14 protein-coding genes are annotated in these 17290 nt (G+C 55.8%); 10 read left to right on the top strand and 4 right to left on the bottom strand.

Going from position 1 to position 17290, the window contains the following annotated elements; all coding sequences use genetic code 11:
- Positions 1–47 precede the first annotated feature (47 nt).
- The 3 genes from yieE to cirA all read left to right on the top strand — a co-directional run bounded on the left by yieE (position 48) and on the right by cirA (position 4736).
- Positions 48–914 carry a DNA-binding transcriptional regulator YeiE gene (gene yieE, locus FOY93_RS15095; RefSeq protein WP_047346566.1) on the top strand — a complete coding sequence of 289 codons (867 nt, stop codon included), beginning with the start codon at positions 48–50 and terminating at the stop codon, positions 912–914.
- 157 nt (positions 915–1071) lie between these two features.
- Entirely contained in the window at positions 1072–2541 is a 1470-nt protein-coding gene (locus tag FOY93_RS15090) for an amino acid permease (RefSeq protein WP_143345328.1), read from the top strand.
- A 224-nt stretch (positions 2542–2765) separates the two neighbouring features.
- Positions 2766–4736: a catecholate siderophore receptor CirA gene (cirA, locus tag FOY93_RS15085; protein ID WP_143345327.1), complete on the top strand. Its 1971-nt coding sequence runs from the start codon at positions 2766–2768 to the stop codon at positions 4734–4736.
- Positions 4737–4835: 99 nt separating this feature from the next.
- Here the strand turns inward: cirA and fghA are convergent, their stop codons facing one another.
- Positions 4836–5663, bottom strand: coding sequence for an S-formylglutathione hydrolase (gene fghA / locus FOY93_RS15080; RefSeq protein WP_143345326.1), 828 nt, complete (start codon positions 5661–5663; stop codon positions 4836–4838).
- 138 nt (positions 5664–5801) lie between these two features.
- On the opposite strand from fghA, the gene FOY93_RS15075 reads away from it, so the two are divergent.
- The 7 genes from FOY93_RS15075 (at position 5802) to mglC (ending at position 13995) form a co-directional block, all read left to right on the top strand.
- The gene (locus FOY93_RS15075) at positions 5802–6950 is read left to right on the top strand and encodes a YbfB/YjiJ family MFS transporter (RefSeq protein ID WP_136195431.1); all 1149 of its coding nucleotides are present in this window, start codon (positions 5802–5804) and stop codon (positions 6948–6950) included.
- Positions 6951–7052: 102 nt separating this feature from the next.
- The gene (folE, locus tag FOY93_RS15070; RefSeq protein ID WP_023312471.1) at positions 7053–7721 is read left to right on the top strand and encodes a GTP cyclohydrolase I FolE; all 669 of its coding nucleotides are present in this window, start codon (positions 7053–7055) and stop codon (positions 7719–7721) included.
- Positions 7722–7740: 19 nt separating this feature from the next.
- The gene (gene yeiB, locus FOY93_RS15065) at positions 7741–8898 is read left to right on the top strand and encodes a DUF418 domain-containing protein YeiB (RefSeq protein WP_136195430.1); all 1158 of its coding nucleotides are present in this window, start codon (positions 7741–7743) and stop codon (positions 8896–8898) included.
- 155 nt (positions 8899–9053) lie between these two features.
- Positions 9054–10076, top strand: coding sequence for an HTH-type transcriptional regulator GalS (gene galS / locus FOY93_RS15060; protein ID WP_115875849.1), 1023 nt, complete (start codon positions 9054–9056; stop codon positions 10074–10076).
- Positions 10077–10370: 294 nt separating this feature from the next.
- Positions 10371–11369, top strand: a complete 999-nt coding sequence (gene mglB / locus FOY93_RS15055) for a galactose/glucose ABC transporter substrate-binding protein MglB (RefSeq protein WP_008500923.1) — start codon at positions 10371–10373, stop codon at positions 11367–11369.
- Positions 11370–11448: 79 nt separating this feature from the next.
- A complete protein-coding gene (gene mglA, locus FOY93_RS15050) occupies positions 11449–12969 on the top strand; it encodes a galactose/methyl galactoside ABC transporter ATP-binding protein MglA (RefSeq protein ID WP_008500922.1) in 1521 nt (506 codons plus the stop codon).
- Positions 12970–12984: 15 nt separating this feature from the next.
- Complete coding sequence (gene mglC, locus FOY93_RS15045; protein ID WP_008500921.1) at positions 12985–13995, top strand: galactose/methyl galactoside ABC transporter permease MglC; 1011 nt, start codon at positions 12985–12987, stop codon at positions 13993–13995.
- Between the two features lie 50 nt (positions 13996–14045).
- Here mglC and FOY93_RS15040 read toward each other — a convergent pair whose 3' ends face one another.
- The 3 genes from FOY93_RS15040 to cdd form a co-directional block, all read right to left on the bottom strand.
- On the bottom strand, positions 14046–15434 hold the full coding sequence (locus tag FOY93_RS15040; RefSeq protein WP_133295446.1) for a glutamine synthetase family protein: 1389 nt from the start codon (positions 15432–15434) through the stop codon (positions 14046–14048).
- A gap of 124 nt (positions 15435–15558) precedes the next feature.
- Positions 15559–16275: an outer membrane permeability protein SanA gene (gene sanA / locus FOY93_RS15035; protein WP_008500918.1), complete on the bottom strand. Its 717-nt coding sequence runs from the start codon at positions 16273–16275 to the stop codon at positions 15559–15561.
- A 127-nt stretch (positions 16276–16402) separates the two neighbouring features.
- Positions 16403–17287 (bottom strand): cytidine deaminase, encoded by an 885-nt coding sequence (gene cdd / locus FOY93_RS15030; RefSeq protein ID WP_143345325.1) that lies wholly within the window; start codon positions 17285–17287, stop codon positions 16403–16405.
- Between the last annotated feature and the right edge of the window lie 3 nt (positions 17288–17290).

The raw sequence follows: 17290 nt of genomic DNA, 5'->3' as shown, positions 1-17290 counted from the left end.
AAATTGATTATATACTTATAATCAATCTATATAAGTGGTAAGCAACCATGCACATTACTCTGCGTCAGCTGGAAGTATTTGCCGAGGTGCTGAAAAGCGGCTCGACGACCCAGGCGTCACAAATGCTGGCGCTCTCCCAGTCTGCGGTCAGCGCGGCGTTGACCGATCTTGAAGGACAGCTGGGCGTTCAGCTTTTTGACAGGGTAGGGAAGCGTCTGGTGGTCAACGAGCACGGTCGTCTTCTTTATCCGCGCGCGCTGGCGCTGCTGGAGCAGGCTATCGAAATCGAGCAGCTGTTCCGCGAAGATAACGGTGCGATCCGCGTCTACGCCAGCAGCACCATCGGGAACTACATCCTGCCGGAAGTGATTGCCCGCTACCGCCGGGATTTCCCGACCCTGCCGCTGGAGATGAGCGTAGGGAACAGCCAGGACGTCATCAACGCGGTGATCGACTTCCGCGTGGATATCGGCCTCATCGAAGGACCCTGCCATAACGTCGATATTATTGCCGAGCCCTGGCTGGAAGATGAGCTGGTGGTGTTTGCCTCCCCGGCCTCGTCGTTATTGCAGGGCGAGGTGACGCTGGAGCGCCTGGCGCAGGCGCAGTGGATCCTGCGCGAGCAGGGCTCCGGCACGCGTGAAATTGTCGATTATCTGCTGCTTTCTCATCTGCCGCATTTCCAGTTAGGGATGGAGCTTGGGAACTCTGAGGCCATCAAGCACGCGGTGCGCCACGGGCTCGGCATCAGCTGTCTTTCCCGGCGCGTTATTGCCGAACAGCTGGAGACCGGATCGCTGGTTGAAATCCCCATCCCGCTCCCGAAACTGGTGCGCACGCTGTGGTGCATTCATCATCGTCAGAAACACCTTTCCAGTTCTTTGCAGCGTTTTCTGCGGTATTGCGAGATGTAATCTTCCCCTCACCCCAAAGGGGAGAGGGAAAAATTATGCTTTACTTATAATCCTGGCCGAGTCATGAAGCTCTCTTATAACTGAGTATTTCTGCCGGAAGGAACGCGGATCGTCTGCTACAATCGCGCCTCATTTATTAAATGGACAGCATTTTCATATGGTTTCAGAAATTAAAACCACAGAAGCGCCCACGCTACGTCGTGAACTCAAGGCGCGTCACCTGACGATGATCGCCATTGGCGGCTCCATCGGTACAGGTCTTTTCGTTGCCTCTGGCGCAACGATTTCGGCAGCAGGCCCGGGTGGGGCACTTTTCTCTTATATCCTGATTGGCCTGATGGTGTACTTCCTGATGACCAGTCTTGGCGAACTGGCCGCGTACATGCCGGTATCCGGTTCGTTCTCGACCTACGGTCAAAAATACGTTGAAGAAGGCTTTGGCTTCGCGCTGGGCTGGAACTACTGGTACAACTGGGCGGTCACTATCGCCGTTGACCTCGTTGCCGCACAGCTGGTGATGAACTGGTGGTTCCCGGATACGCCGGGCTGGATCTGGAGCGCCCTGTTCCTGGCCGTTATTTTCCTGCTGAACTACATCTCCGTGCGCGGTTTCGGCGAAGCGGAATACTGGTTCTCTTTGATCAAAGTGGCAACCGTCATCATCTTTATCGTCGTCGGTGTGGCGATGATCGTTGGTATTTTCAAAGGCGCAGAACCTGCGGGCTGGAGTAACTGGACAACAGGCGATGCGCCGTTTGCCGGTGGACTGTCGGCAATGATTGGCGTGGCGATGATTGTCGGCTTCTCCTTCCAGGGGACCGAGCTGATTGGTATCGCTGCCGGTGAGTCAGAGAACCCGGAGAAGAATATTCCGCGCGCGGTTCGTCAGGTCTTCTGGCGTATCCTGCTGTTCTATGTGTTCGCGATCCTGATTATCAGCCTCATCATCCCGTACACCGATCCAAGCCTGCTGCGTAATGACGTTAAAGACATTAGCGTTAGCCCGTTCACGCTGGTCTTCCAGCACGCCGGTCTGCTTTCTGCCGCGGCAGTGATGAACGCCGTTATCCTGACCGCTGTGCTTTCAGCCGGTAACTCCGGGATGTACGCGTCCACCCGTATGCTCTACACGCTGGCATGCGACGGTAAAGCGCCGCGTATTTTCGCGAAGCTGTCCCGTGGCGGCGTACCGCGTAACGCGCTGTACGCCACTACGGTGATCGCCGGTCTGTGCTTCCTGACCTCTATGTTTGGCAACCAGACGGTGTACCTGTGGCTGCTTAACACCTCCGGGATGACGGGCTTTATTGCCTGGCTGGGGATTGCCATTAGCCACTATCGTTTCCGCAGTGGCTACGTCAAACAGGGTTATGACGTTAACCAGCTGCCGTATCGCTCAGGGTTCTTCCCGCTGGGTCCCATTTTCGCCTTCATTCTGTGTCTGATCATTACGCTGGGACAGAACTATGAAGCGTTCCTGGCGGACACCATTGACTGGGGCGCCGTCACGGCGACCTACATTGGTATTCCGCTGTTCCTCGTTATCTGGTTTGGCTACAAGCTGACGAAAGGAACAAAATTCGTTCGCTACAGTGAAATGGAATTCCCGGAACGATTTAAACAATAACCGCACTTCCTCTCTTTTAACCCGCTCATTCGAGCGGGTTTTTTTATTCCCGTATCCTGAAACAAAGATATATTTCTTAACAATTTAATTGATAATAATTATCGTTTGCTTTATCGTTATCAAAAATAAGCGTGTCACCGACCCACCGCAGATGTGGGCGGCAGGGAAGACGCTGTGAGCAATGATGATTTGATTTAGTTGTATTTACCTCATGGAGATATGGAATGTTTAGGTTGAATCCCTTCGTCAGGGGAGGACTTTGTGCGTCCGCAATGTCCCTGGCCCTGCCTGTTATCGCAGCGGAATCCGGCGACACAATGGTTGTCACGGCCTCCGCGACCGAGCAAAACCTGAAAGACGCACCGGCAAGCATCAGCGTGATTACCCAGGAAGATTTGCAGCGCAAACCCGTTCAGAACCTGAAAGATGTGTTACGGGAGGTGCCGGGCGTTCAGCTCACGAGCGAAGGGGACAACCGTAAAGGGGTAAGTATCCGTGGACTGGACAGCAGCTACACGCTGATCCTGATCGACGGCAAGCGCGTCAATTCCCGTAACGCGGTGTTCCGCCATAATGATTTCGACCTCAACTGGGTGCCGGTTGACGCCATCGAACGAATCGAAGTGGTGCGCGGACCGATGTCTTCTCTGTACGGTTCCGATGCGCTGGGCGGCGTGGTGAACATTATCACCAAAAAAATCGGCCAGAAATGGACGGGCACCCTGAGCGCCGATTCCACAATTCAGGAACATCGCGACCGTGGCGACACGTATAACGGTCAGTTCTATACCAGCGGTCCGCTGGTGGACGGTCTGCTGGGGCTGAAAGCCTACGGTAGCCTCGCGAAGCGTGAGAAAGACGGTCAGCAGAAGTCCTCTACCACGGCGAGCGGTGAAACGCCGCGCATTGAGGGCTTCACCAGCCGCGATGCGAATGTGGAGTTCGCCTGGACACCGTCTGAAAACCACGACTTTACGGCGGGCTACGGCTTCGACCGTCAGGATCGTGACTCGGATTCCCTCGACAAAAACCGCCTTGAGCGGCAGAACTACTCGCTCAGCCACAACGGCCGCTGGGGCGTCGGCAACAGCGAGCTGAAGGTTTACGGCGAAAAGGTAGATAACAAGAACCCGGGCAACAGCAATCCGATCACCTCCGAGAGCAACGCGGTGGACGGGAAATACGTGCTGCCGCTGGGCGAAATCAACCAGCTGCTGACCTTCGGCGGCGAATGGCGTCACGATAAGCTGAAGGATCCTGTCAACCTGACGGGCGGTTCCAGCAGCAGTACGTCGACAAGCCAGTATGCCCTGTTCCTTGAAGATGAGTGGCGTATCTTTGAACCTCTGGCGCTGACCACCGGCATCCGTATGGATGACCATGATACCTACGGCGACCACTGGAGCCCGCGCGCCTATCTGGTCTACAACGCGACCGATACCGTAACGGTGAAAGGGGGCTGGGCGACCGCGTTTAAAGCGCCGTCACTGCTGCAGCTGAGCCCGGACTGGGTCACCGGCTCGTGCCGCGGTGCCTGTGAGATTGTTGGTAACCCCGACCTGAAACCGGAAACCAGCGAGAGCTTCGAATTCGGTCTCTACTACAGCGGGGAAGAGGGCTGGTTAGAGGGCGTGCAGGCCAGCGTCACCACCTTCCAGAATAACGTCGATGACCGCATCAGCATCAGCCGTACGGCCAATGCGAAACAGGCCCAGGGCTACCCTAACTACGTTGGCCTGAATGCGGACGGTGAACCGATTTTCCGCTACTACAACGTTAACAAGGCGCGCATCCGCGGGGTGGAAACAGAGGTTAAGTTCCCGGTTGCTGAAGACTGGAAGGTGACGCTGAACTACACCTACAACGACGGTCGTGATATCAGCAACGGCGGCAACAAGCCGCTGTCCGATCTGCCGTTCCACACCGCCAACGGGACCGTTGACTGGAAGGCAACGCAGGACTGGTCGTTCTATGTTCAGGGTAACTACACCGGTGAGAAACGCGCACTGACCAGCAGCGCTCCAACGCCGGGTGGCTATGTCATCTGGAATACCGGCGCCGCGTGGCAGGCGACGAAAAGCGTGAAGCTGCGTGCGGGCGTGCAGAACCTGCTGGACAAAGATCTGAGCCGCGACGATTACAGCTACACGGAAGATGGCCGTCGCTACTTTGTCGGCGTGGATTATAAGTTCTGATGTAGCCTGGATGCCCGGTGGCGCCTCGCTTACCGGGCCTACAAAATCCACGAATGTAGGCCGGGTAAGGCGAGGCCGCCACCCGGCAATCGGCTGCACTTAGCCGAATAAATGCTCCGCATGGAAGCGGAGATGATCCTCAATAAAGGACGCGATAAAATAATAGCTGTGGTCGTATCCCGGCTGGATGCGCAGCGTCAGCGGCCAGTCCTTCTGACGTGCCGCTTCTGCCAGCACCGCAGGCTGCAGCTGTCCGGCGAGGAACTGATCCGCATCGCCCTGATCGATAAGCATCGGAATCGCATTTACTGAGTTACTGGCCAGCATCAGCGCACTGCTATCCCATTCCAGCCATTTCGCTTCATCTTCACCCAGATAGTTCGTGAAGGCTTTCTGCCCCCACGGCACCTGCGTTGGGTTCACAATTGGCGCAAATGCCGACGCGCTGACGTATTTTCCCGGATTTTTCAGCGCCATGATGAGCGCCCCGTGTCCGCCCATGGAGTGGCCGCTGATCGCGCAGCGCTCGCCAACCGCAAACTGCGACTGCACCAGCGCAGGAAGTTCATCGCGAATGTAATCATACATGCGGTAATGGCGCGCCCAGGGCTGCTCGGTCGCATTGACATAAAACCCGGCGCCTTTGCCCAGATCGTATCCCGCATCGTCGGCCACATCATCGCCGCGCGGGCTGGTGTCAGGCATCACCAGCGCAATACCCAGCTCGGCAGCAATACGCTGCGCCCCCGCTTTGGTGGTGAAGTTTTCGTCATTGCAGGTCAAGCCTGAAAGCCAGAACAGAACCGGCGGATTTTCCGTCAGCGGCAGGAAAATGCTGAACGTCATCGCACAGTTCAGGACGGTGGAGTCATGCCGCCAGCGCTGCTGTCGACCTTCAAAACAACGGTGCTCTTCGAGCAGTTCCATGCAGGGCTCCTTAATGAGAATGCGTATTCATAAAAACCATAATACAGCCTTTTCATTGACCTGTGAGCAACTTTCACTTTCGCCTGACGGCCAGATGCTGCATCATAAATTTACTTTTCTTTAACAATTGGAGCGGTCATGGCGCTGCGTATTGCGCTCAGTGGGTTTGTCGTTCTGGTGGTGGCGATGGGGATAGGGCGCTTTGCCTTTACGCCTCAGGTGCCGCTGATGATTGCTGCCGGGCAGCTTACGCTGACCAGCGCGGGTCTGGTCGCGGCGATGAACTATCTGGGCTATCTGGTGGGCGCATGGGATGCCATGCGCGCGCACCGCTTTGTGGAAACGCGCCTCTGGCTTGGCATCACCGGAGCGGTGGCGCTGACGCTGCTCTCCGCGGCGGCGGATAACGCCGTCGTACACGGCCTGCTGCGTTTTGTGATTGGCTGCATGAGCGGCTGGTCGATGGTACTGATTGCCGCCTGGACTAACGAACGGCTTGGGCAGTTGGGTAAACCGGGCCTGAGCGCTGCCGTATTTGCCGGACCGGGGGCGGGCATTGCCCTGAGCGGGCTGCTCGCCGTCTACATCCAGGCGAAATCCCTTTCGGCCGGGGCGGCATGGCAAATCTACGGCGTGCTGGCGCTGGTGCTGATTGCGCTGGTGGCGCGCTACCTGCCGCGATCCGGGCAGCTCCATCGACCGGGCACCGCACCAGAGCCGCTGGTGCTGACGGCGGATTTAAAGCGCCTGGTCTGGAGCTACAGCCTGGCCGGGTTTGGCTATATCCTCCCGGCGACATTCCTGTCGCAAATGGCGGCGGTGCGTTTTCCCGGCAGCCTGTTTGCGCAGTTCGTCTGGCCGATTTTTGGTATCGCCGCCGTGGTGGGGATAGCGCTCAGTATTCTTTTACGCCATACCTCAACGGCTAACCGCAGGCTGGCTATCGTACTGTGGTTACAGGGGGCGGGCGTGCTGGCGGCCTGGCTGCTGCCGGGGATTGGCGGGCTGCTGACGGGCGGGCTGCTGGTGGGCGGCGGCTTTTTGTGTGCCGTGCAGCTCTCTCTTTTATACGGCCGCGAGCTGGCACCAAACCACACGCGCTATATGGCAGGCCTGCTCACCACCGGGTATGCAATTGGTCAGTTGATTGGGCCGGTCACCTCGGCGTTATCAACCTGGCTTACCCACCGGCTGGAGCCGGCGCTGGGGCTGGCGGGCATGGCGCTGTTCGTTGGAGGAGCCCTGGTCTGGAATCGTCACGCTGAAAGGCAACAGCAATTGCAATAATTATCGTCGTGAATACTGGATTATGTGCGTCGCCTCACGCACAATGAGCGCATACTTTTGCCACAACGAGGGCAAAAGACGCCACACCTGCAGGAGAACAAAATGTCATCACTCAGTAAAGAAGCTGCCCTGGTCCACGAAGCCCTGGTTGCGCGCGGTCTTGAAACGCCACTGCGTCCGCCCGTACAGGATTTGGACAATGAAACCCGCAAGCGTCTGATTGCCGGTCATATGACCGAAATCATGGAGCTGCTGAATCTCGATCTGAGTGACGACAGTCTGATGGAGACGCCGCACCGCATCGCGAAAATGTACGTCGACGAAATTTTCTCCGGCCTGGATTACGCCAACTTCCCGAAAATCACCGTCATTGAAAACAAGATGAAAGTGGATGAGATGGTGACGGTGCGCGATATCACGCTGACCAGCACCTGCGAACACCATTTTGTGACCATCGACGGTAAAGCGACCGTGGCGTATATCCCCAAAGATACGGTGATTGGCCTGTCGAAGATCAACCGCATCGTGCAGTTCTTTGCCCAGCGTCCGCAGGTGCAGGAGCGTCTGACGCAGCAGATCCTGACCGCGCTGCAAACGCTGCTGGGCACCAATAACGTGGCCGTCTCTATCGACGCGGTTCACTACTGCGTGAAGGCGCGCGGCGTGCGTGATGCGACCAGTGCAACGACCACCACCTCGCTGGGCGGCCTGTTTAAGTCAAGCCAGAATACCCGCCAGGAGTTCCTGCGCGCCGTACGTCATCACAACTAAGTCTTACAGGGCAGGGACCATGGAGCGAAACGTCACGCTCGATTTTGTTCGCGGCGTCGCCATTCTCGGTATCCTGCTGCTTAATATCGCCGCCTTCGGTTTGCCGAAGGCGGCTTATCTCAATCCTGCGTGGTATGGCGACATCACGCGCAGCGATGCCTGGACGTGGGCGATCCTCGATCTCTTTGCGCAGGTCAAATTCCTCACGCTCTTTGCCCTGCTGTTTGGGGCAGGCCTGCAGCTTCTCCTCAAGCGCGGTACGCGCTGGATCCAGTCGCGCCTGACGCTGCTGGTTCTCCTCGGCTTTATCCACGGCCTGTTCTTCTGGGACGGCGATATTCTTCTCGCGTATGGGTTAGTCGGGCTCATCTGCTGGCGTCTCATTCGCGATGCGCACAGCGTAAAAAGCCTGTTTAACACCGGCGTGATGCTGTATGTGATGGGGCTTGGCGTCCTGCTATTGCTGGGGATGATCTCCGGCGAGGCGACAAACCGTTCATGGATCCCGGATGCCGCTAACCTGCAGTACGAACAGTTCTGGAAGCTGAAAGGCGGTACGGAAGCGATAAGCAACCGTGCGGATATGCTGGGGGACAACCTCCTTGCGCTGGGCGCGCAATACGGCTGGCAGCTGGCGGGCATGATGCTGATGGGCGCGTCATTGATGCGCACCGGCTGGCTGAAAGGAGAATTCAGCCTGCGTCACTATCGTCGTACCGGCGCCGGTCTGGTGCTGCTCGGCGTGCTGATTAACCTCCCGGCGGTGATTGTGCAGTGGCATATTCACTGGGATTACCGCTGGTGCGCGTTTCTGCTCCAGGTGCCGCGTGAACTGAGCGCGCCGTTCCAGACCATCGGCTACGCGGCGCTGATCTATGGCTTCTGGCCAACGCTTTCCCGCCTGTGGATTGTCAGCGCTATCGCCTGCGTGGGCCGAATGGCGTTGAGCAATTACCTCCTGCAAACGCTCATATGCACCACGCTTTTCTATCGCTTTGGCCTGTTTATGAAATTCGACCGCCTTACGCTGCTGGCGTTTGTTATTCCGGTCTGGGTGGTAAACCTGGCGTTTTCTGTTCTCTGGCTACGCTATTTCCGCCAGGGACCGCTGGAGTGGGTGTGGCGTCAGTTAACCGCATATGCTTCAGGGGTATCATTGAAAAACACATCCAGATAACGATCTGGATCACAATCATTAACAAAACGGATGTAAGCGTTTTCATGACTGTGAGCTTCTTCACGTAGTCCCCTTTCTCTCGCTGCCAAAATAGCCACCTTGCTAAACACAGGGGGTGTCTGTGAGTTGCTGCAATCCTTTGAAGGATGGTGAATATGATCACCATTCGTGACGTCGCCCGTCAGGCGGGCGTTTCTGTGGCTACCGTCTCACGCGTGCTCAACAATAGCGCGCTGGTCAGCCCTGAAACCCGAGAAACCGTAATGAAAGCCGTGACCCAGCTCGGGTACCGGCCAAATGCCAATGCCCAGGCGCTTGCGACGCAGGTCAGCGACACCATCGGCGTGGTGGTGATGGATGTCTCGGATGCCTTTTTCGGCGCGCTGGTGAAAGCGGTCGACATGGTGGCACAGCAGCATCAGAAATATGTCCTGATCGGTAATAGCTATCATGAGGCGGAAAAAGAGCGCCATGCCATCGAAGTGCTGATCCGCCAGCGCTGTAACGCCCTGATTGTCCATTCAAAAGCCTTGAGCGATGAAGAGCTAACCGGATTGATGGAGCAGATCCCGGGCATGGTGCTGATCAACCGCATTGTCCCCGGCTATGCCCACCGCTGCGTCGGGCTGGATAACGTCAGCGGCGCCATGATGGCCACGAAAATGCTCATCAACAACGGGCATCAGCGGATCGGTTATCTGGCCTCCAGCCATCAAATTGAAGATGACGAACTGCGGCGCGAGGGGTGGCAAAATGCCCTGAAAGAGCACGGCATTACGCCATCCGAGAGCTGGGTGGGGACCGGCACGCCGGACATGCAGGGCGGTGAGGCGGCAATGGTGGAGCTGCTGGGCCGCAATCTGCAGCTGTCTGCGGTGTTTGCCTATAACGACAGCATGGCGGCTGGCGCCCTGACGGCGCTGAAGGATAACGGCATTGCGGTGCCACAGCATTTATCACTCATTGGTTTTGATGATATCCCGATTGCCCGTTACACCGACCCGCAGCTGACAACGGTGCGCTACCCCATTGCCTCTATGGCGAAACTGGCGACTGAGCTGGCATTACAGGGAGCGGCAGGGCTGCTGGATCCGGGCGCAACGCACTGTTTCATGCCGACTTTAGTACGTCGCCACTCCGTCGCGGCCCGGCAAATTGTGGTTCCGATCACTAACTGATTAGATCAGGTGATGTAACCGTTTTCAATCTGTGAGTAAATTCACAGTATCTTAACAAGGCGCTGACTATGATGTCAGCGTTTTAGGGGCTGAAACGCTATGTAACAGTGATTATTCACTTTCACTATAGCCAATGTGCCGCAAACAACGAATAAAACGCATTTCTGGAGCGTTACCGAACACGGAAGAGAGAAATTTTATAAGTGAACTTCGGCTGTCAGTAACGTTTTATTAACACCTGCCCGCCGATCGTTATTCACAAGAACTACCCTGCATAAAAAAACCGGAGATACCATGAATAAGAAGGTGTTGACCCTGTCTGCTGTAATGGCAAGCATGCTTTTTGGTGCAGCAGCGCACGCTGCGGATACCCGTATTGGTGTGACCATATATAAATACGACGACAACTTCATGTCTGTTGTGCGTAAAGCGATTGAGAAAGATGCGAAAGCAGCGCCAGACGTTCAGCTGCTGATGAACGACTCCCAGAATGACCAGTCCAAACAGAACGACCAGATCGACGTTCTGCTGGCGAAAGGCGTGAAAGCCCTGGCCATCAACCTGGTTGACCCGGCTGCAGCAGGCACGGTCATTGAAAAAGCGCGCGGTCAGAACGTGCCGATCGTCTTCTTCAACAAAGAACCTTCCCGTAAGGCGCTGGATAGCTACGACAAAGCGTATTACGTCGGTACTGACTCCAAAGAGTCAGGTATTATTCAGGGCGATTTGATCGCGAAACACTGGGCGGCGAACCCGAACTGGGACCTGAATAAAGACGGTCAGATTCAGTTCGTGCTCCTGAAAGGCGAGCCAGGCCACCCGGATGCTGAAGCGCGTACTACCTACGTTATCAAAGAGCTGAACGACAAGGGCCTGAAAACCCAGCAGCTGGCGTTAGATACCGCGATGTGGGATACCGCTCAGGCGAAAGATAAGATGGACGCATGGCTGTCCGGCCCTAATGCCAACAAAATCGAAGTCGTTATCGCCAACAACGATGCGATGGCAATGGGTGCGGTAGAAGCGCTGAAAGCACACAACAAATCCTCAATCCCGGTATTCGGCGTGGATGCACTGCCAGAAGCGCTGGCGCTGGTTAAATCCGGTGCGATGGCCGGTACCGTGCTGAACGATGCCAACAACCAGGCGAAAGCCACCTTCGATCTGGCGAAAAACCTCGCCGATGGCAAAGGCGCGGCAGATGGCACCAACTGGAAAATTGACAACAAAATCGTTCGCGTACCTTACGTGGGCGTAGACCAGTCCAACCTGGCTGAGTTTATCGGTAAATAAGTTAGCGGTACTGTCTCCACTGGGCGCAATTCGTTGCGCCCTTTTATAACGCGATATGCGAGGCCAACAAGGTATAATTATGGTCAGCACAACAACTCAGTCATCCGGTGAATACCTGTTGGAAATGAGCGGTATCAACAAGTCATTTCCCGGCGTTAAGGCACTCGATAATGTTAATTTAAAAGTTCGTCCTCACTCTATTCATGCCTTAATGGGGGAGAACGGTGCGGGTAAATCAACATTATTAAAATGTCTTTTTGGGATCTATCAAAAAGATTCTGGCAGCATTCTTTTTCAGGGGAAAGAGATCGATTTCCATTCAGCGAAAGAAGCACTGGAAAACGGTATCTCGATGGTTCACCAGGAATTAAACCTGGTGCTGCAGCGTTCAGTTATGGATAACATGTGGTTGGGACGTTATCCAACCAAAGGTGTCTTTGTCGATCAGGACAAAATGTATCGCGACACCAAAGCGATTTTCGACGAGCTGGATATTGATATCGATCCGCGCGCCCGCGTGGGAACATTATCCGTCTCCCAGATGCAGATGATCGAAATCGCCAAAGCGTTCTCCTATGATGCGAAAATCGTCATCATGGACGAACCGACATCGTCATTAACGGAAAAAGAGGTTAACCACCTTTTTACCATTATTCGTAAGCTAAAAGATCGCGGCTGCGGCATTGTGTACATCTCCCACAAAATGGAAGAGATCTTCCAGCTGTGCGATGAGATCACCATCCTGCGCGACGGTCAGTGGATTGCCACGCAGCCGCTGGAAGGGCTGGACATGGACAAGATCATCGCCATGATGGTCGGCCGTTCCCTGAACCAGCGCTTCCCTGACAAAGAAAACAAGCCGGGTGAAGTGATTCTGGAAGTGCGCAACCTGACCTCGTTACGTCAGCCGTCTATACGCGATGTCTCCTTCGACCTGCATAAAGGTGAAATCCTGGGGATTGCCGGCCTGGTCGGGGCAAAACGTACCGATATCGTGGAAACCCTGTTCGGTATCCGTGAGAAAGCCGAAGGCACTATTACGCTGCACGGTAAGAAAATTAACAACCACAACGCCAACGAAGCTATTAATAATGGTTTCGCGCTGGTGACGGAAGAGCGTCGTTCGACCGGTATTTATGCTTATCTGGATATTAACTTTAACTCGTTAATTTCTAACATTCGCAATTACAAAAACAAAGTCGGGCTGCTGGATAACTCCCGCATGAAAAGCGATACCCAATGGGTGATTGACTCCATGCGCGTGAAAACGCCAGGCCATCGCACCCAAATTGGTTCGCTGTCAGGCGGTAACCAGCAGAAAGTGATTATCGGCCGTTGGTTATTAACCCAGCCAGAAATTCTGATGCTGGATGAACCTACCCGCGGTATTGACGTCGGCGCGAAGTTTGAAATTTATCAGCTGATTGCCGAGCTGGCGAAAAAGAATAAAGGGATCATTATTATTTCTTCCGAAATGCCGGAATTGTTAGGGATCACGGATCGTATTCTGGTTATGAGCAATGGTCTCGTCGCCGGTATTGTTGACACCAAAACGACAACGCAAAACGAAATTTTGCGTCTTGCGTCTTTGCACCTTTAAGATCAGGGGCTCCTCATGAGTGCGTTAAATAAAAAAAGTTTTCTCACTTACCTGAAAGAAGGCGGTATTTACGTTGTTCTTTTAGTCTTGCTGGCAATCATCATTTTCCAGGACCCTACGTTCTTAAGCCTGCTGAACCTGAGTAACATTCTGACCCAGTCCTCCGTGCGTATTATCATTGCGCTGGGCGTGGCGGGCCTGATCGTGACCCAGGGGACGGACCTTTCTGCCGGTCGCCAGGTGGGTCTGGCGGCGGTTATCGCGGCAACTCTGCTGCAGTCGATGGAAAACGCTAACAAGGTCTTCCCGGAAATGGCCACCATGCCGATTTTCGTGGTGATCCTGATTGTCTGCGCCATCGGTGCGGTGATTGGTCTGATCAACGGAATTATCATCGCCTACCTGAACGTGACGCCGTTTATCACCACCCTGGGTACGATGATCATCGTTTACGGTATCAACTCCCTGTACTACGACTTCGTCGGCGCTTCGCCAATCTCGGGCTTTGACAGCGGCTTCTCGACCTTTACGCAAGGGTTTATTGCGCTTGGCAGCTTCCGCCTGTCGTACATCACCTTCTATGCGCTGATTGCGGTGGCCTTCGTCTGGATCCTGTGGAACAAAACGCGCTTCGGCAAAAACATCTTCGCCATCGGCGGTAACCCGGAAGCGGCGAAAGTCTCCGGCGTTAACGTAGCTCTGAACCTGCTCATCATCTATGCCCTTTCCGGCGTGTTCTACGCCTTCGGTGGGATGCTGGAAGCGGGCCGTATCGGCTCTGCAACCAACAACCTCGGCTTCATGTATGAGCTGGATGCGATCGCAGCCTGCGTGGTGGGCGGCGTCTCCTTCAGCGGCGGTGTGGGTACGGTACTGGGCGTGGTGACCGGTGTGATCATTTTCACCGTCATCAACTACGGGTTGACCTATATCGGCGTGAACCCGTACTGGCAGTACATCATCAAGGGCGCCATCATTATCTTCGCGGTTGCGCTGGATTCACTGAAGTACGCCCGTAAGAAGTAATCGTCTCTCTCCATATCCGGCCCGCTCACCGAGCGGGCTTTTTTTATGCTCTATGCCAGATGGGACTCCTCTCTGGTCACAATGCGCTCAAACCAGTCGAGTTCAGAGAGCTTGCAGGCGACCCACTGTTCGGAAAAGGCATCGCCCAGGCTGTCGGTGAGATACTGACAGCGGGCAAAGGCCTCAATCGCCTCCTGCTGGAACAGCGGCAGTTCCGGTTGGTCGTGCTGCGGTTCAGGGAGATCCCCCTCGTCGATATGTTCCAGCCCGTACAGCATGCCGGTCAGGATAGTGGCCGCCACCAGATACGGATTCGCATCGGCCCCGGCCAGCCGGTACTCGATACGACGGTTACTCTCATCCGAGCAGGGAATACGCAGGGCGGCGGAGCGGGTGTTATAGCCCCAGGAGTTAAAGACGGGTTCCGTCAGGCTTTTACGCAGGCGACGAAACGCGTTGACGCCTGGCGCAAGAATGGCGACGGAGGCGGGCATCAGCGCCAGCTGGCCCGCGACGCACAAACGTATCATGCTGTTAAGCGCGTTCACCGGGGAAGCAAAGACGTTTTCGCCGTGACGATTGTTCAGGCTGAAATGGAAGTGCAAACCGCTGCCGGCCAGCTGGCTGAAAGGCTTAGCCATAAAGTTGGCCTGCAGACCGTGCTTTTCAGCAACGTAACGGGTCAGGCGACGAAGCGCCAGCACGTTATCGCAGACCTCAACGACGCGATGGCTGTGCTTCAGGTTTAATTCGTACTGTCCGGACTCGGCTTCCGCCACGACCCCTGACAGCGGGATGCGCTGCAGGTGGGCCAGCTGTTCCAGCTCGTCAAACAGCGCCGCATGCGCCGACGAGGTATCCATGTGAAAACAGCCCTGATTTTGCGGATCGCGTTCGCTCTGTCCCGTCAGATAGAACTCGATTTCCGGGGCAATGACCGGGAAAAGGCCGTGCTGGTGGAAGCGGGCCACGACGTTCTGCAGTATCGCGCGCGGCTCAAGCGGGCAGGGGTTACCGTCGCTGTCTTTCATCGTCAGCAGGATCTGCGCCGTGTGCTCCGGATCCTGCGGACAGGGGCGCAGGGAGCCGGCGACCGGGACGCACAGCCGGTCGGGTTCATCATAAAGCGGGGCGGCGATTTTTCCCTTCTGGTCCATTGAGTAGACGGAAAGCGGAAAATAACAGCCTTTTTCCAGATTCAGCATGCTCTCTACCGAGAGGCGCTTGCCGCGCATCGTGCCGTTGATATCGTTCAGATAAACGTCAACATGTTTCGTTTGCGGGTAACGTTCCAGATAATCGGCCACTTCCACGGCAACGTTGTGCTGCAGGGCGTCTATTTTTTCATCCAGCCAGAGACCAGAAGTAAGTGCGCCAGGGAGTGATAAACCGGGAAAGTTAAAGTAGGGGCGGAGACTTTTGAGGAAAAACGCATTCATTATCGAGTTCATAGTCATTCTTCAATGAAGCCGTAGCGGCAATGAACTCAGCTTAAAAGAGCAGACGTAAAGGGGAGATAAAAAGCGTCAGGCCCGGCGTAAAGAAAGTATAAAGGCGGCCCTGCTATTTCTCTTTTTTCTGCATATCAAGCAGCTGTTCGGGCGTGACGGCCGGGTAACCCTGCGCGTCTTCCGGCACTTCGTGCATCGCCGGAATCGGCACCAGCGGGCCTAAAAAGCGCGGTTCGCGTTTGAAGATATACAGATCGGCCAGGGCACCAAAGCGGGCGCCGAACTCGCGCACGCGCACGCTCAGCATATCTTTTGGCGACGGCACCGCGTAACACTGCGCCTGAATGCCCATATGCAGGGCAATAAACAGCGCGCGCTCGCAGTGGAAGCGCTGGGTGATGATGATGAAGTCGTTGGTGTCGAAGACTTTGCGCGTGCGCACGATGGAGTCCAGGGTGCGGAACCCGGCGTAGTCGAGCACGATATCGGCCGGATCCACGCCCGCAGCAATCAGGTCCTTACGCATCGTCACCGGTTCATTGTAGCTTTGCAGGGCGTTATCGCCGCTCAGCAGCAGGTAGTTCACCTTGCCGCTGTTGTAGGCGTTCAGCGCGCCCTGGATGCGGTAACGGTAATACTGATTGATTACGCCGGTGCGGTAATACTTGGCGGTGCCAAGCACCACGCCAACCTGACGATAGGGCAGGTCCTGCAGGTCATCAAAGATGTAGGGGGCGGTTTTCCAGCTCATCCAGCGGTCGAGACCCAGCACGATCAACAGCAGTATGCCGACCAGGACAGACAGGCTGTAAAAAACGCGCTTTAACATGCAGATGGCTCGTACCGAAGGTGAAATTTAACTCAGGCTACTTTACCCGCCTGGTTAGCGCAAGAAACAGCGACTCAACTGAGGGGTTTTTCAGCAAACGGGCGGGCATTTTTGCCCGCCGGAAGGATTACGCCAGCAGTACGCGGTCAATCGTCGTACAGCCCAGCGCTTTTAGCGTTGCGGCGGTGGCATCCCACTGGATCAGCGGTGCATCGGCAATTTCAGCCAGAATGGCGCGCTGAATGTCAGGATAATCATAGCCGTTCAGGCTCAGCAGGTTAAGCGCGCCCTGAAGCGGCGGCAGCGTTGGGTTAAACGCGGCGTTTTCCGCATAGCTGCCGGTGAAGATTCGGCCATCACGGCACTGCAACGCTACGCCGCTCGGGGACTTGCTGTATGGCGTGTGACTTTTATTCGCCGCGCGAATCGCTGCCTGACTCAGGTCATCGCCGGACAGGGCGTAACCGTGGTCCTGATCGTCCATCAGCAGCGTTTTGATCTCCAGATCTTTCGGACCAAATGCGTCAGGCAGATAATCGCCCAGCATGTGCGGCGCGCGGCCCGGCAGATTGATGCGCAGCTGCAGCCCGCTGTTCAGCTCGTTCATAAACTGACGGCAGTGGCCGCACGGAGTGTAGTTAACGGTAATGGCGCTCAGCGCTTTTTCACCGCGCAGCCAGGCGTGGCTGATGGCGCTCTGCTCGGCGTGAACCGTTTGCTGCATGGTCGCGCCCAGGAACTCCATGTTGCCGCCGAAGTACCAGGTACCGCTGACGCCGCGCGCAATGGCCCCGACGTTGAAGTGGGAGAGATCGGCCCGCGCGCAGGCGGCAGCCAGGGGTAGCAGTGCGAAAGCCAGCGCGTCTTCGTCCAGTCCCGTTGCCTGTTTCAGCATCGTGACCTGCTCCGCGGTCAGCAGGGCGGGGAAGTGTGCATCTGCCAGAACGGGAGCCAGGGCTGACTGCAAATTCTCTGCAAGCTGGGCGAAAGCAGCTTGAAAACGTGGGTGCATGGC

This window comes from Enterobacter sp. 18A13, assembly GCF_007035975.1.
GTDB lineage: Bacteria > Pseudomonadota > Gammaproteobacteria > Enterobacterales > Enterobacteriaceae > Enterobacter > Enterobacter vonholyi.
Note: the sequence above shows the minus strand (reverse complement) of the source record. Positions and strands in the feature narration are given on the sequence as shown.

What these genes read in the sequence shown, in the direction of transcription:
- yeiB (WP_136195430.1), top strand. Translation starts at nt 7,741, where the DNA reads ATGGAGCGAAACGTCACGCTCGATTTTGTTCGCGGCGTCGCCATTCTC.
- yieE (WP_047346566.1), top strand. Translation starts at nt 48, where the DNA reads ATGCACATTACTCTGCGTCAGCTGGAAGTATTTGCCGAGGTGCTGAAA.
- mglB (WP_008500923.1), top strand. Translation starts at nt 10,371, where the DNA reads ATGAATAAGAAGGTGTTGACCCTGTCTGCTGTAATGGCAAGCATGCTT.
- mglC (WP_008500921.1), top strand. Translation starts at nt 12,985, where the DNA reads ATGAGTGCGTTAAATAAAAAAAGTTTTCTCACTTACCTGAAAGAAGGC.
- folE (WP_023312471.1), top strand. Translation starts at nt 7,053, where the DNA reads ATGTCATCACTCAGTAAAGAAGCTGCCCTGGTCCACGAAGCCCTGGTT.
- FOY93_RS15075 (WP_136195431.1), top strand. Translation starts at nt 5,802, where the DNA reads ATGGCGCTGCGTATTGCGCTCAGTGGGTTTGTCGTTCTGGTGGTGGCG.
- FOY93_RS15040 (WP_133295446.1), bottom strand. Translation starts at nt 15,434, where the DNA reads ATGAATGCGTTTTTCCTCAAAAGTCTCCGCCCCTACTTTAACTTTCCC.
- fghA (WP_143345326.1), bottom strand. Translation starts at nt 5,663, where the DNA reads ATGGAACTGCTCGAAGAGCACCGTTGTTTTGAAGGTCGACAGCAGCGC.
- FOY93_RS15090 (WP_143345328.1), top strand. Translation starts at nt 1,072, where the DNA reads ATGGTTTCAGAAATTAAAACCACAGAAGCGCCCACGCTACGTCGTGAA.
- galS (WP_115875849.1), top strand. Translation starts at nt 9,054, where the DNA reads ATGATCACCATTCGTGACGTCGCCCGTCAGGCGGGCGTTTCTGTGGCT.
- cdd (WP_143345325.1), bottom strand. Translation starts at nt 17,287, where the DNA reads ATGCACCCACGTTTTCAAGCTGCTTTCGCCCAGCTTGCAGAGAATTTG.
- cirA (WP_143345327.1), top strand. Translation starts at nt 2,766, where the DNA reads ATGTTTAGGTTGAATCCCTTCGTCAGGGGAGGACTTTGTGCGTCCGCA.
- mglA (WP_008500922.1), top strand. Translation starts at nt 11,449, where the DNA reads ATGGTCAGCACAACAACTCAGTCATCCGGTGAATACCTGTTGGAAATG.
- sanA (WP_008500918.1), bottom strand. Translation starts at nt 16,275, where the DNA reads ATGTTAAAGCGCGTTTTTTACAGCCTGTCTGTCCTGGTCGGCATACTG.